Annotated in this window: 16 protein-coding genes; 10 read left to right on the forward strand and 6 right to left on the reverse strand. The window is 55.5% G+C overall.

Going from position 1 to position 12,823, the window contains the following annotated elements; translation table 11 throughout:
- Window positions 1-75 precede the first annotated feature (75 nt).
- The gene (locus F8R23_RS09305; RefSeq protein WP_112350295.1) at window positions 76-903 is read left to right on the forward strand and encodes a MurR/RpiR family transcriptional regulator; all 828 of its coding nucleotides are present in this window, start codon (window positions 76-78) and stop codon (window positions 901-903) included.
- Between the two features lies 1 nt (window position 904).
- On the opposite strand, the gene F8R23_RS09310 is transcribed toward F8R23_RS09305, so the two are convergent.
- A complete protein-coding gene (locus F8R23_RS09310; RefSeq protein WP_112350294.1) occupies window positions 905-1,252 on the reverse strand; it encodes a DUF1294 domain-containing protein in 348 nt (115 codons plus the stop codon).
- A gap of 153 nt (window positions 1,253-1,405) precedes the next feature.
- On the opposite strand from F8R23_RS09310, the gene F8R23_RS09315 reads away from it, so the two are divergent.
- Both F8R23_RS09315 and F8R23_RS09320 read left to right on the forward strand, forming a co-directional pair.
- On the forward strand, window positions 1,406-2,845 hold the full coding sequence (locus tag F8R23_RS09315) for a DUF2867 domain-containing protein (RefSeq protein ID WP_129935072.1): 1,440 nt from the start codon (window positions 1,406-1,408) through the stop codon (window positions 2,843-2,845).
- A 168-nt stretch (window positions 2,846-3,013) separates the two neighbouring features.
- Window positions 3,014-4,024 (forward strand): NAD-dependent epimerase/dehydratase family protein, encoded by a 1,011-nt coding sequence (locus F8R23_RS09320; protein WP_112350292.1) that lies wholly within the window; start codon window positions 3,014-3,016, stop codon window positions 4,022-4,024.
- Here the strand turns inward: F8R23_RS09320 and F8R23_RS09325 are convergent, their stop codons facing one another.
- A complete protein-coding gene (locus F8R23_RS09325) occupies window positions 4,025-4,861 on the reverse strand; it encodes an N-acetylmuramoyl-L-alanine amidase (RefSeq protein ID WP_129935075.1) in 837 nt (278 codons plus the stop codon).
- Between the two features lie 153 nt (window positions 4,862-5,014).
- A complete protein-coding gene (locus tag F8R23_RS09330; RefSeq protein ID WP_004942542.1) occupies window positions 5,015-5,338 on the reverse strand; it encodes a heavy metal-binding domain-containing protein in 324 nt (107 codons plus the stop codon).
- A gap of 161 nt (window positions 5,339-5,499) precedes the next feature.
- Between F8R23_RS09330 and F8R23_RS09335 the strand changes: the two genes are divergently transcribed.
- The 7 genes from F8R23_RS09335 to F8R23_RS09365 all read left to right on the forward strand — a co-directional run bounded on the left by F8R23_RS09335 (window position 5,500) and on the right by F8R23_RS09365 (window position 10,846).
- On the forward strand, window positions 5,500-6,048 hold the full coding sequence (locus tag F8R23_RS09335) for a lipoprotein (RefSeq protein WP_112350289.1): 549 nt from the start codon (window positions 5,500-5,502) through the stop codon (window positions 6,046-6,048).
- A gap of 261 nt (window positions 6,049-6,309) precedes the next feature.
- Window positions 6,310-7,038: an arginine ABC transporter ATP-binding protein ArtP gene (artP, locus tag F8R23_RS09340; protein WP_112350288.1), complete on the forward strand. Its 729-nt coding sequence runs from the start codon at window positions 6,310-6,312 to the stop codon at window positions 7,036-7,038.
- Between the two features lie 33 nt (window positions 7,039-7,071).
- Window positions 7,072-7,803: an arginine ABC transporter substrate-binding protein gene (artJ, locus tag F8R23_RS09345; RefSeq protein ID WP_129935077.1), complete on the forward strand. Its 732-nt coding sequence runs from the start codon at window positions 7,072-7,074 to the stop codon at window positions 7,801-7,803.
- A gap of 9 nt (window positions 7,804-7,812) precedes the next feature.
- The gene (gene artQ / locus F8R23_RS09350) at window positions 7,813-8,529 is read left to right on the forward strand and encodes an arginine ABC transporter permease ArtQ (RefSeq protein ID WP_099065096.1); all 717 of its coding nucleotides are present in this window, start codon (window positions 7,813-7,815) and stop codon (window positions 8,527-8,529) included.
- Window positions 8,529-9,197 carry an arginine ABC transporter permease ArtM gene (gene artM, locus F8R23_RS09355; protein ID WP_085116031.1) on the forward strand — a complete coding sequence of 223 codons (669 nt, stop codon included), beginning with the start codon at window positions 8,529-8,531 and terminating at the stop codon, window positions 9,195-9,197. The genes artQ and artM overlap by 1 nt, the downstream gene beginning before the upstream one ends.
- Window positions 9,198-9,405: 208 nt before the next feature.
- Window positions 9,406-10,140, forward strand: a complete 735-nt coding sequence (locus F8R23_RS09360; protein WP_129935079.1) for an arginine ABC transporter substrate-binding protein — start codon at window positions 9,406-9,408, stop codon at window positions 10,138-10,140.
- An 88-nt stretch (window positions 10,141-10,228) separates the two neighbouring features.
- The gene (locus F8R23_RS09365; protein ID WP_129938462.1) at window positions 10,229-10,846 is read left to right on the forward strand and encodes a Fic/DOC family protein; all 618 of its coding nucleotides are present in this window, start codon (window positions 10,229-10,231) and stop codon (window positions 10,844-10,846) included.
- Here the strand turns inward: F8R23_RS09365 and F8R23_RS24150 are convergent.
- The 3 genes from F8R23_RS24150 to F8R23_RS09375 all read right to left on the reverse strand — a co-directional run bounded on the left by F8R23_RS24150 (window position 10,843) and on the right by F8R23_RS09375 (window position 12,729).
- Complete coding sequence (locus F8R23_RS24150) at window positions 10,843-11,010, reverse strand: hypothetical protein (protein ID WP_165366362.1); 168 nt, start codon at window positions 11,008-11,010, stop codon at window positions 10,843-10,845. The genes F8R23_RS09365 and F8R23_RS24150 overlap by 4 nt on opposite strands.
- A 43-nt stretch (window positions 11,011-11,053) precedes the next feature.
- Window positions 11,054-12,181, reverse strand: a complete 1,128-nt coding sequence (rlmC, locus tag F8R23_RS09370; RefSeq protein ID WP_112350285.1) for a 23S rRNA (uracil(747)-C(5))-methyltransferase RlmC — start codon at window positions 12,179-12,181, stop codon at window positions 11,054-11,056.
- A 68-nt stretch (window positions 12,182-12,249) separates the two neighbouring features.
- Entirely contained in the window at window positions 12,250-12,729 is a 480-nt protein-coding gene (locus F8R23_RS09375) for a YbjO family protein (protein ID WP_129935080.1), read from the reverse strand.
- Window positions 12,730-12,823: the final 94 nt, after the last annotated feature.

Consider the following 12,823-nt stretch of genomic DNA (forward strand, 5'->3'; position numbering starts at 1 on the left):
ACAATACGTCGATTTCACTGGCGGGCGGCGGCGACTTTCCGCCACAATAGAAAGAGGAATAATCAGAAAGGTAACGTGATGAATACTGGAAATTTATTATTGCGGCTGCGGCAAGATCTGACGAGTTACAGCCCCACGCTGCAAAAACTCGGTAGCTATGTGATCGAGGAGCCATCCAGGGCCGTCTACTTTACCATCACCGAACTGGCCCGCGAGAGCGGCACCAGCGAAGCCAGCGTGACCCGGCTTTGCCGCCATCTGGGCTGCAAAGGCTATACCGAGTTTAAAATGGCGCTGGCGCTGAGCCTGCAACAAAACCAGCCTGAGGCGACCACTCGCCAGAGCCCCACGGAGGATCTGGTGGAGGAAAGCGTGCAGGCGCTGCGGGATACCGGCGCGTTGCTGGACCATCAGGCCCTGCGGCAGGCGGCAGAAAGTCTGCACCAGAGCGCTTCGGTGCAGATTTATGGCGTCGCCGCCAGTGCGATTATCGGGGATTTCCTGCACTACAAGCTGTTGCGAGTGGGCAAACCGGCGCTGTTGTTCAGTGATATGCACCGGGCAGCGATGAACGCAGCTTCGCTGGGAAAGCAAGACCTGCTGATCGTCATCTCCAGCTCAGGATCGACCAAAGATGTGTTGCATGCGGTGACCCTGGCCAAACAACGCGGCGCACGGATCATCGCCGTCAGCAACACCCAGCGTAGCCCGCTGGCCAAACTGGCAGATGTGCTGCTGGTGGCGGCCAAACCGGAAGGTCCGCTGAACGCAGGCGCACTGCCTGCCAAGGTCGGCGCGATGTTGCTGGTGGAGTTTATGGTGGCCGAACTGGCCAAGTTTGACCCTGCTTACGGCCAGGCCGTGCAGGAAACAGCAAGCGCTACCCTGCCGTTATTGCTGTGAATCAGAGTATCCAGCGGCCATAAACCCAGTACCAAATCGCCAACGTCACTAGCACATTCAGCACCACGCTGACGATAAACCAGCTTTTGAACGGCTGTTTCTGGGTTTTATGACGAAACAGCTGCTGCGCGGCTATCGCCCCGACCCAGCCGCCCACCAGCCCGAACACCAGCAGCGTGCTTTCCGGTATCCGTCGCCAGTCTTTGCGCGCCGCAAACTTATCCGCACCGTACACCAACAGCGTCAGCAGGTTAGCCAACAACCACCACATCCAGATCGGATGCAGGAAAAACAAACTGGCGATCAGCGCCAATCCCAACAGGGCATAACAAACGGCATTGAGTTTCATAGCTTCCGGCTTAGTACAGACAAACGGTGCGTAGTGTGACGCCGCCCGTCAGCGGATGCAATGCCCGCATAACCACACAAAAAGTGCATTTAAACCACGAGTTTGGCATCCTGTGTCTATGCTAAACAGACTTTCACCGCAAAGGCGGCGCTAATGACAGCTCAACGCGTACTGGTTCTTGGGGCCAGCGGCTATATCGGCCAAAACCTGATCCCCCACCTGATCGAACAGGGACACAGCATTACCGCCGCCGCGCGACGCATCGAATGGCTGCAGGAACAGCACTGGCCGCAGGTTAACTGTCAATATGTCGATGTTTATCGGCCAGAAACCCTGGCCGCCGCGCTGTGGGAGATCGACGCCGTTTATTATCTGATCCACGGCATGGGCGACGGCGATGATTTTATTGAAAAAGAACGCCAGGCCGCGGAGAACCTGCGCGATGCGCTGCGCAGTTCCAGCGTCAAACAGGTAATTTTTCTTGGCGCACTGCAACCCGAGGGCGACAGCTCACCGCACCTGGTGGCACGTAAACTGACCGGTGAGATCCTTCGCCAGGGTGGAGTCCCGGTTACCGAACTACGCGCCAGCATCATTGTCGGCCCCGGCTCGGCCGCGTTCGAAATCATGCGCGATATGGTCTACAACCTGCCAGTGCTAACGCCGCCACGCTGGGTACGATCCAAATCTTCCCCGGTGGCACTGGAAAACCTGCTGGTGTATCTGGCCGATCTGCTGGCGCATCCGGCAGAAGAAAACCGCATTTTTGACGTCGCCGGCCCGGAGTACATCAGCTACCAGACCATGTTTGAACGCTTCATCGCCATCAGCGGCAAGAAACGCTGGCTGATCCCGATCCCGCTGCCCACCCGCTTTATCTCAGTATGGTTTATCAGCATGATCACTTCAGTACCCACTTCCATCGCCAGCGCACTGATCCAGGGGTTGAACCACGATCTGCCCGCCGACGGTAAACCGCTGCAGGCGTTGATACCGCAGAATCTGCAAACCTTCGATCAGGCGGTGACAGCCACCCTGCAACGCGAAGCGGAAGTCGTCGATTCCGCCGACTGGGGCTACGATCCGGAAGCGCGAGCACGCTGGCGGCCGGGCTACGGTTTTTATCCCAAACAGGCCGGTTGTTCGATAGAAACTCAGGCATCCAGCCAGGCGCTGTGGCATACCGTGCAGCAACTGGGCGGTAAAGAGGGGTATTTTTACGCCAATATTCTGTGGCAAATCCGCGCCCGTATGGACGATATGATCGGCAATCGTGTGGTTTATGGCCGTCCACCGCGCGACACGCTGGAGATTGGCGACGTGGTCGACGGCTGGAAGGTCATCACGCTCAAACCCCAGCGCCAGTTGGCGTTACTGTTTGGTATGAAAGCCCCAGGACTGGGCCGCCTGAGCTTTACCATCAAGGATCACGGCGACCACCGTACCCTCGACGTTCGTGCCTGGTGGCACCCCGCCGGTTTCAGTGGACTACTGTATTGGTTCGCCATGATGCCCGCTCATCTGTTTATTTTTCGCGGTATGGCACGCCGTATTGCAAAACTGGCCGAAGAGCACCCGCGTAATCTGCCGTAATAGGCAGCATCCGGGTGTTCAATTATCGATCAAGCGCACAGTTTGCTGTTGTGGTTAGGCCCTTTCCGATTGCATAGAGCACGAAATAACGGAAGAATGGCATCTTATTTGCTGGTGTGACGCTGAAGGCCGTCAGCATTCTGATTTTTGGTGAGAATAGAGTTCGTTATGAAGGTATTGGTCACCGGTGCAACCAGTGGGTTAGGCCGTAACGCCGTTGAATATCTGCGCCGTCAGGGCATAAAAGTGCGCGCGACCGGTCGCAACCAGGCTATGGGCAGTCTGCTGGAAAAAATGGGTGCGGAATTCATTCATGCCGATCTTACCAACCTGATCTCATCGCAGGCCAAAGCCATGCTGGCCGATGTGGACGTGCTGTGGCACTGCTCCAGTTTCACCTCCCCCTGGGGCACCGAAGAGGCATTTGAACTGGCCAACGTGCGCGCGACCCGTCGCCTGGGCGAATGGGCAGCGGCCTACGGTGTTGCGCAGTTTATCCATATCTCTTCGCCGGCGGTTTACTTCGACTATCATCACCATCGCAACGTTACCGAAGACTTCCGCCCTGCGCGCTATGCCAATGAGTTTGCACGCAGCAAGGCCGCCGGTGAACACGTGATCCAGCAGTTGGCGCTGTCCAACCCGCAGACTCACTTCACCATCCTGCGTCCTCAGGGGTTATTCGGACCGCACGACAAGGTGATGCTGCCGCGTTTACTGCAAATGATCAAACGCTACGGCAACCTGCTGCTGCCACGCGGCGGTGCTGCGCTGGTGGACATGACCTATCTGGAAAACGCCGTGCACGCCATGTGGCTGGCAACCCAGAAAGAAAATACCCCATCAGGCCGCGCCTATAACATCACCAACCAGCAACCGCGTCAGTTACATAGCGTGGTGCAGCAGTTGATCGACGAACTGGGCATGAAGTGTCGGATCCGTTCGGTACCCTACCCGATGCTCGACATGATGGCGCGCGGCATGGAAAAGCTCGGCAGCAAAAGTGAAAAAGAGCCGGTGCTGACCCACTATGGCGTCGCCAAGCTCAATTTTGATCTGACGCTGGACACCACCCGCGCCCAGCAAGAGCTGGACTACCGACCGATTATTTCGCTGGACGAAGGCATTTCCCGCACCGCCCGCTGGCTGAAAGAGCACGGTAAACTGCACGGCCTGTAATTAACGGGCTGCACCGTACTTCAGCAGCAGCGCGTCGACAATAGCCTCACTCTCGGCATCCGGCTCACCGCGATAATCGCTGGGCCGGAAATGCATCTGAAACGCCGCCAGCACGTTTTTCTGCTGCCGGACATCCCACTGCGCATCAATCCCGTAACCGTAACTCGCCAGCTTTGCCATCAACGGCGCCAGCGGCACTTCGGCATGCTTATCCCGCCCAGCCAAGAGTTTCTTCACCTGCGCCTCATCCGGCCAGGCGCCTATCCCCGCCTGCGCCAGTTGCTGCCAGGGGAATAACGGGCCGGGATCCTGCTTGCGCTGCGGCGCAATATCGCTGTGCCCGACTACGTCCGTCGGCTGAATACCATAACGTTGGATAATATCTTGGCTCAGCGGGATCAACAGGGCAATTTGCTGTGGCGTATACGGCTGCCAGTGGGTAAACAGCAGGGTACGGTTGAACCCGCGATTAACGATTTCGATACCAATCGAGGTGTCATTCAGGTTGGTCCTGCCGCGCCAACTGCTGGCCCCAGCATGCCATGCGCGCAACGCTTCCGGCACCAGTTGGAAAGCCACCGGTTTGCCCTGCGCCAGTGACGGGTGCGCCGGTAACAGATAATGCGCGCTGACGTGTTCATCCGTCAGGGTTTTCAATGAGGAGTGGAAATCTTCGGCGGTGTAATGCATCACCAGAAAACGAATGCGCTGGTCTGCGCCCTGCGCCTGATGCAGCGTTTCTAGCTGATAGCCACCATGATCGACGATGGTGTTCTGCGGCACGCTTTGGCAGCCTGCGAGCAGCGCCACGGCAAATATCCCTGGCCAAATTTTCACGAATCCCTCCTGTATTAGCTACGCCGAATTTGTTACCCGGATTGATTAACTTGCATCCAATAATCAAGTTATTCAATAAATGATGACAGAGATGCCAGATGCCAGCCTCATCATTATGACGCCCCGGAGATTACCGGGGCGTGAAAGAAGGGATTAACGACTGACTTTCACTGCGGTGCCGCTGACGGTCACCATCAGCATACTGCTGTCTTTACCCACGGTTTCGTAATCAATATCAATGCCGACTACTGCGTTGGCGCCCAACTCTTTTGCCTGCTCTTCCAGTTCCTGGAAAGCGATCAGGCGTGCTTTGCGCAGCTCTTTCTCGTAAGCGCCGGAACGGCCACCCACGATGTCACGTACGCCGGCGAAGAAATCGCGAAAAATATTGGCACCCAAAATGGCCTCGCCGGTGACAACGCCGCAGTACTCGGTAATGGTAAACCCTTCCAGGGTCGGGGTGGTTGAAAGCTGCATCAAAACTCCTTGCTTGATTGATTCATGGCATTTATCTGACCATTGATTTGCCATTATGTTCTGTTATGAAATGGCACGCAGTACGAATGCAAGGCCCGAAATCGCATTTATACTGTAGGCTAGTGGTCTTCATGGTAGAGACTTTCACATAAGGTAATGAGATGAAAACAAAAACGATTGCGGCTGTTTTTCCCTTAGCGCTGTTACTGAGTGCCTGCACCACCGTTGAACCGGCATTCAAGGATATCGGCACCCGTACCGGCGGTTGTGTGGAAGGCGGCCCGGATACGGTCGCACAGAAATTTTACGATCTGCGTCTGCAACAGGGTACCGGCACCACCCTGCCGGACAGCAACCGTCTGGCGCAACTGCAACCTTACCTGAGTAAAGTGCTGTACCAGGACCTGGTGACGGCCAACCAGAACCCAGGCAAGCATCAGATCACTGGCGATCTGTTCACCGGCAATGCTCAGGGGCCGACCAGCGCAACCGTCGCCAGCGCGTCGACCATTCCTAATACCGATGCCAAAAATATCCCGCTGCGCGTTCAGCTCAGCTACCAGAAAGACGGCGGTAGCGCGGTCAACTGGCAGGATGAAGTGCTGATGGTACGTGAGGGCACCTGTTGGGTGGTCGACGACATCCGCTATCTGAACGTGCCGCCACACGCCGCCAGCGGTACACTGCGCCAGGTGTTGGAAAACCAGTAAGCCAACTCAACCACCGGTGCCCCACGGTGCCGGTGGTTAAAAAACCGCCCTGATCGCGCTCAATATTTGTTCACTTTGAGAAATTTCGCTACCTGCTTCACAGCATGCACGACAAATCCCCCCTTCGAACCTGAGTCGCGGTATCTTGTGCTATTCTTTTACTATTCTGCCGCGCAGTAATAAATTTTAACGCACAAAGATTGCATAAGTATTCTGTGGAAGTTAACATTCGCGGCATCAATATCTATTCAATTTTGGCGCATGAGCATTCAACTTAACGGTATCAACTGCTATTACGGCGCACATCAGGCGCTGTTTGACATCACGCTGGATTGCCCAGCAGGGGAAACCTTAGTGCTGCTGGGTCCTAGCGGCGCGGGGAAAAGCTCATTGCTACGGGTGTTAAATCTGCTGGAAATGCCACGTTCAGGCCAATTGCAGATTGCCGGTAATCAATTCGACTTCAAACAGGCTCCGGGTGAAAAAGCCATTCGCGAGCTGCGTCAGAATGTCGGCATGGTCTTCCAGCAATACAACCTCTGGCCTCACCTCACCGTGGTGCAAAACCTGATCGAAGCGCCGTGTCGCGTACTGGGCCTGACCAAGGCTCAGGCGATGGGACGTGCCGACAAGCTGCTGAAGCGCCTGCGCCTGACCGACTTTGCCGATCGTTTCCCACTGCACCTTTCCGGAGGCCAACAACAACGCGTGGCCATTGCCCGCGCGCTGATGATGGAACCGCAAGTGTTGCTGTTTGATGAACCGACCGCCGCGCTGGATCCTGAAATCACCGCCCAAATCGTCAGCATCATTCGCGAATTGGCCGGCACCGGCATCACCCAGGTGATCGTAACCCACGAAGTGGAAGTGGCGCGCAAAACCGCCAGCCGCGTGGTGTACATGGAAAACGGCCACGTCGTGGAACAGGGCGATGCCAGTCACTTCAAGCATCCACAGACCACCGAGTTTGCCAATTACTTATCACACTAACAATTCTACTTGCTGTAATTTGGGGAGTTTGCGATGAAAAAACTAATAATCGCCGCCGTTCTGGCTGGCATCAGCGTTTCCGCCTCCGCAGCCGAAACTATCCGTTTCGCTACCGAAGCTTCTTATCCTCCATTTGAATTTATTGACGCCAGCAACAAGATCCAGGGCTTTGATGTCGATCTGGCCAACGCGCTGTGTAAAGAGATCCAGGCCGAGTGCACCTTTACCAATCAGGCCTTTGACAGCCTGATCCCAAGCCTGAAGTTCAAGCGTTTCGACGCGGTGATGGCCGGTATGGATATCACGCCTGAGCGTGAAAAACAGGTGCTGTTTACCAAGCCGTATTACGACAACTCCGCCCTGTTTGTCGCCCAGAAAGGCGCCGTTGCTGACGTCGCTGCGCTGAAAGGCAAGAAAGTGGGCGTGCAGAACGGCACCACCCATCAGAAATACCTGACCGACAAGCACCCGGAAATCACCACCGTGCCTTATGACAGCTATCAGAACGCCATTCTGGATCTGAAAAATGGCCGCGTTGATGCGGTATTCGGTGACACTGCGGTGGTCAACGAATGGCTGAAACAAAATGCGGCACTGGCCGCCGTGGGCGAGAAGGTGACCGATAAAGACTACTTCGGTACCGGGTTGGGCATTGCCGTTCGCCAGAAAAATACCGATCTGCAGGGCAAGTTCAACGCCGCTCTGGACAAGATCAAACAGGATGGGACTTACCAAACCATCTACAAAAAATGGTTCCAGCAGTAATCAACTCCGATGAATGAAATTCAACCTTTAGCAAGCGCCGCCGGGATGACCGTCGGCCTTGCCGTTTGCGCCCTTATCCTTGGGCTGATCCTGGCGATGCTGTTTGCCGTCTGGGAGTCATCACGCTGGAAAGTGGTTAGCTGGCTCGGCACCGCCTGGGTCACCCTGCTACGTGGCCTGCCGGAAATTCTGGTGGTGCTGTTCATCTATTTCGGCTCATCGCAACTGTTGTTGATGCTGTCCGATGGCTTCACCCTGAACCTTGGCCTGTTCCAACTGCCAGTCCAACTGGCGATTGATAACTTCGAAGTCAGCCCGTTCCTGTGCGGCGTGATTGCCCTCGCCCTGCTCTATTCTGCCTATGCCTCGCAAACGCTGCGCGGCGCGCTGAAAGCCGTACCGCAGGGACAGTGGGAATCTGGTCAGGCGTTGGGGATGAGCACCACGGCGATTTTCTTTCGCCTGATCATGCCGCAGATGTGGCGTCATGCCCTACCCGGCCTGGGTAACCAGTGGCTGGTCTTGCTGAAGGATACCGCACTGGTGTCACTGATCAGCGTTAACGATCTGATGCTGCAAACCAAAAGCATCGCTACCCGCACCCAGGAACCTTTTACCTGGTACGTGATTGCGGCGGCGATTTATCTGGTGGTCACCCTGTTCAGCCAGTACATCATTAAACGCATAGAACTGCGCACCACGCGTTTTGAGCGGGGGCCATCCTAATGTTTGAGTTCTTGCCTGAAATTCTCAAAGGGCTGCATACCAGCCTGACGCTGACCATTACCGCCCTGATCGTGGCGCTGGTGCTGTCACTGGTGCTGACGGTGATCCTGACGCTGAAAACGCCGATCCTGACGCCGTTGGTGAAAATCTACATCACCCTGTTCACCGGTACGCCGCTGCTGGTGCAGATCTTCCTGATCTACTACGGCCCAGGCCAGTTCCCGGCGATCCGCGAATACCCGTGGCTGTGGGATTTGCTGTCGCAGCCGTGGCTGTGTGCAATGATCGCACTGGCGCTGAACAGTGCGGCCTACACCACCCAACTGTTCTACGGTGCCGTGCGGGCTATCCCGGCCGGTCAGTGGCAATCGTGCGAAGCGCTCGGCATGTCACGCGCACAGTCGTTGCGTATCCTGCTGCCGTTCGCCTTTAAGCGTGCGCTGTCGTCTTACTCCAACGAAGTGGTGCTGGTGTTCAAAAGTACCTCTCTGGCCTACACCATCACCCTGATGGAAGTGATGGGCTACAGCCAACTGATGTATGGCCGTACCTACGACGTGATGGTGTTTGGTGCCGCCGGGCTGGTGTATCTATGCGTCAACGGCCTGCTGACGCTGCTGATGCGTCTGGTGGAACGCCGGGCGCTGGCTTTCGAACGCCGCAACTGAGTGAGTTAACCAACGCTCTCAAAGCCCTGCCATCGTGCGGGGCTTTTTTATACCCAATGCAAATCTTTAATCATTTATATTGCATATTAATTCATTAGGTGGCAGGGTTAACACCGAGCAACAGCCGCCAGAACATCTGGGTTATTGTCAGTAAAATCAAGCGGTGACGCGATAAAAACACGCAGACTTGCAGACAGGAGTTTTAAGCATGAAAAAACTATTACTGGCCGCCACGGTATTAGCGGGCATCGCCTTCAACGCCAACGCAGCCGAGACCATTCGCTTCGCCTCTTCCGCCACCTATCCGCCGTTCGAGTCGCTGGATGCCAATAACAAGATCGTGGGCTTCGATATCGATCTGGCCAACGCATTGTGCAAACAAATGAAGGCCGAATGTACCTTCACCAACCAGGCATTCGACAGCCTGATCGCCGCGCTGAAATTCAAGAAATACGATGCCGTGATTTCCGGAATGGACATCACGCCCGAGCGCAGCAAGCAAGTTTCCTTCACCCAGCCCTATTACGCCAACTCGGCCATCGTGATTGCCGAGAAAGGTAAATTCAGTTCGCTGGCAGATCTGAAAGGGAAAAAGGTCGGCATGGAGAACGGCACCACTCACCAAAAATACATGCAGGACAAACATCCGGAGATTAACACCGTCTCTTACGACAGCTATCAGAACGCCATTCTCGAACTGAAAAATGGCCGCATTGACGGGGTCTTCGGTGACACTGCCGTGGTGAATGAGTGGCTCAAGAACAACCCTCAGTTGGCCCCAGTCGGCGAGCACGTTACCGATGCGCAATACTTCGGTACCGGGCTGGGCATTGCGGTACGACCAGACAATCAGGCGCTGCTGACCAAGCTTAATAGCGCGCTGGACGCCATCAAGGCCGACGGCACCTACAAAGCCATTAACGACAAGTGGTTCCCGCAGTAACACCTGTTCAGGGCGTGGGATACCACGCCCTACACCTGTCTCAGTAGTCTATTCTGTTGATAAGGCAACCCGCTTACAGGTGGCGATGATGAGCAAATATGATGTTGCAAACTCGCAGGGACAATTTGCCGACGGCACCCGCCAGGAAGTGCTGCTCAATAAACTGGGCATAGTCCGCTTAGAAGATATCAACGATGTTGAACTGGTGCTGTTGGAAAAGTTGTATCACTCCGTTTTAGGCGCTGACCTCCCTCAGGGCCGGATTACCCTGGCCATGCTCAGGCAATGGCATCACCGCTGGCTGGGCAATGTCTATGATTGGGCCGGCCACGACCGCTCAGTCAATATCAGTAAAAACGGCTTTATGTTCGCACCGGCAGCGCAAATCGTTAAGCTGATGGGCCAATTTCAGTCAAACTGCCTGGATCGCTATACGCCCTGCACTAACATGGATGAAACCCTGTTAACTGAAGCCATCGCCATTACCCATATTGAGCTGATTCTGATCCATCCTTTTCGCGAGGGAAATGGTCGGCTGGCGCGTTTATTATCGGACGTGATGGCGGTTCAGGCGGGGTTTGAACCCCTGGATTATGGCAGTTGGGAAAACAACCGACCGCAGTATATCGCCGCTATTCATCATGGGATGTTGATGGATTATCGGCCGATGCAGGATTGGGTTAGACAGGCGCTGACAGGGGGCTAAAGAGCCAGGTGTAAATAAGCGTATTTTTCACGCTTTTCGGCCAATGTAGCCGCCAACTGGGCTGACGCCTGCCCGGTTTCAATGGCCGTGGAAGTGGCAACGGCACGCACAATGCGCTCTGACGACAGTTTACCGGGTTGTCTCTGTGGCTTGTGCTGTTTCATGTTATCCCCTCGCTATTGGGCTCAGTATAACCTCAATCTACGATTACTGCCGTACCAGCAGCGTCAGCACTTCGTAATGGGCGGTGTGCGGGAACATATCAAACAGTTGCACGCGCTCGATGCGGTAATCCGGCAACATCTCAATATCTTTCGCCATGCTCTCGGCGTTGCAACTCGAATACAGAATATAACCTGGCGCCATCTGGTTCAGATAGTCGCACAGCGCCTTGCCAATGCCGCGGCGCGGCGGATTGACCAGCACCAGTTGCGGCACGCTGCCTTCGGCGGTAGCGAACTGAGTAGAATCCAGCGCCTTAAAATCGACGTGTTGCAAACCCAGGGTTTCTGCCGACTGGCGCGCACAGGCAATCGCCTCGGCACTGATCTCAATGCCGGTCAGCCGTGTTTCCGACTGGGCGCAATGCAGGCCAAACCCACCCACACCACAGAACAGATCCCACATGCTGTCAATAGCCAACGCCTGTACCCAGTCGCGAGCGGTGGCGTAAAGTTCTGCGGCCACCTGCGGATTGGTCTGGAAGAAACTTTGCGGGCGGATATACAACGGCACCTGATTAAACCGCTCTTCCAGTGCCTGCTGCCCGGTAAGCGGGATCTCCCGTTCCCCTTCCATAATCGCCATATGCACCGGCTGAATATTAGCGGAGATCACCCTGAGCTGCGGCAACTGCTGTTGCAGCCACGGCAGCGCAGCGCGTAGTTGCGCAAGTTTGCTATCTGAACGCAGTACAAAACGCAGCATTACGCCACCGCTGTGGGTACTTTCAGTCAGCAGAAGGTACTTCAGTTCACCGCGTTTACGCGCCACGTTGTAAGGCGTCAGGCCAGCGCGGGCGATAAAGCTTTTCAACACATCGAACATCGGCGCAAAACTGGCCGGATACAGCGGGCAGGCGCTCAGATCCACCGGCGTACCGTCGCGATGCAGCATGCCAAGTAGCGGACGCTCTACGCTGCCGCTGACCACCATTTTGGCTTTATTGCGGAATGCGCTCTGCTCACCGGCGATCGGTTCCAGCCACTGTACGACGTCACGGTCGGCCAGCAGTGATTGCAGATGATGCTGTTTGTCCGTCAGTTGCTGCGGGTAAGGCTTTTCCAGCCACTGACAGGAACGGCAGGTGCCCGCCGTATACAAAGCGCAATGCATGAAGATAACCCTGAGTTCGGGGTGAATAATTAAGGGCGCAGAGTTTATCACTCTACGCCGTTAAAATCTCAATTGCGCACGGCGAAATAACGGCGGCTGGTGGCGGGAACAAACATTAACGTCAGAATGACGACGTCCGGGATTTTTTGCAGGATCAGCACGTGCAGAATTTGGCCGCTGGTTTCACCTTCGACGGTAAACACCTCCGGCAAAAAGCTGCCAATAGTCGCCAACAGCAGATAACCAACCACCAAACACTGGCAGGCCACATAGACCCAACGGCCCCAGTTGCGACCGCGCATCACCGCGAAACCGCAGCTAATTTGCAGGCATAGCAGTACCAGACCGGCCAAAAATATCAGGGTGGAATCCCAGGCCTGCGCACTGGTACTGACAAACTCCTGAGCGCCATCGACACCCAGCTCGCCCAACAGCAACAACACGCTGATGCACTTGATCGCCACCATCGCCGTTCCAGCCACCATCACCGGCACTGGCGCATCTGAAGTCGTTCTCATTCCCTGCCTGCTATTCAGCATGTCTGACATGTCCATGTTCCGCAACGAAACGCCACCTATTCAAGCGGCATATATAAAGTCAGGTAATCAATTGCAATACCAATAATTGCAAAAATAGCAGGTT

The organism is Serratia proteamaculans (genome assembly GCF_008830365.1).
In the GTDB taxonomy this organism is placed as follows: Bacteria; Pseudomonadota; Gammaproteobacteria; order Enterobacterales; family Enterobacteriaceae; genus Serratia; species Serratia proteamaculans.

Excerpts from the sequence above, each read along its gene's own strand:
- F8R23_RS09315 (WP_129935072.1), top strand. The coding sequence starts at position 1,406 with ATGACAGCTCAACGCGTACTGGTTCTTGGGGCCAGCGGCTATATCGGC.
- F8R23_RS09330 (WP_004942542.1), bottom strand. The coding sequence starts at position 5,338 with ATGCAGCTTTCAACCACCCCGACCCTGGAAGGGTTTACCATTACCGAG.
- F8R23_RS09320 (WP_112350292.1), top strand. The coding sequence starts at position 3,014 with ATGAAGGTATTGGTCACCGGTGCAACCAGTGGGTTAGGCCGTAACGCC.
- F8R23_RS09375 (WP_129935080.1), bottom strand. The coding sequence starts at position 12,729 with ATGTCAGACATGCTGAATAGCAGGCAGGGAATGAGAACGACTTCAGAT.
- F8R23_RS24150 (WP_165366362.1), bottom strand. The coding sequence starts at position 11,010 with ATGAAACAGCACAAGCCACAGAGACAACCCGGTAAACTGTCGTCAGAG.
- rlmC (WP_112350285.1), bottom strand. The coding sequence starts at position 12,181 with ATGCATTGCGCTTTGTATACGGCGGGCACCTGCCGTTCCTGTCAGTGG.
- F8R23_RS09365 (WP_129938462.1), top strand. The coding sequence starts at position 10,229 with ATGAGCAAATATGATGTTGCAAACTCGCAGGGACAATTTGCCGACGGC.
- F8R23_RS09360 (WP_129935079.1), top strand. The coding sequence starts at position 9,406 with ATGAAAAAACTATTACTGGCCGCCACGGTATTAGCGGGCATCGCCTTC.
- artJ (WP_129935077.1), top strand. The coding sequence starts at position 7,072 with ATGAAAAAACTAATAATCGCCGCCGTTCTGGCTGGCATCAGCGTTTCC.
- artP (WP_112350288.1), top strand. The coding sequence starts at position 6,310 with ATGAGCATTCAACTTAACGGTATCAACTGCTATTACGGCGCACATCAG.
- F8R23_RS09335 (WP_112350289.1), top strand. The coding sequence starts at position 5,500 with ATGAAAACAAAAACGATTGCGGCTGTTTTTCCCTTAGCGCTGTTACTG.
- artQ (WP_099065096.1), top strand. The coding sequence starts at position 7,813 with ATGAATGAAATTCAACCTTTAGCAAGCGCCGCCGGGATGACCGTCGGC.
- F8R23_RS09310 (WP_112350294.1), bottom strand. The coding sequence starts at position 1,252 with ATGAAACTCAATGCCGTTTGTTATGCCCTGTTGGGATTGGCGCTGATC.
- artM (WP_085116031.1), top strand. The coding sequence starts at position 8,529 with ATGTTTGAGTTCTTGCCTGAAATTCTCAAAGGGCTGCATACCAGCCTG.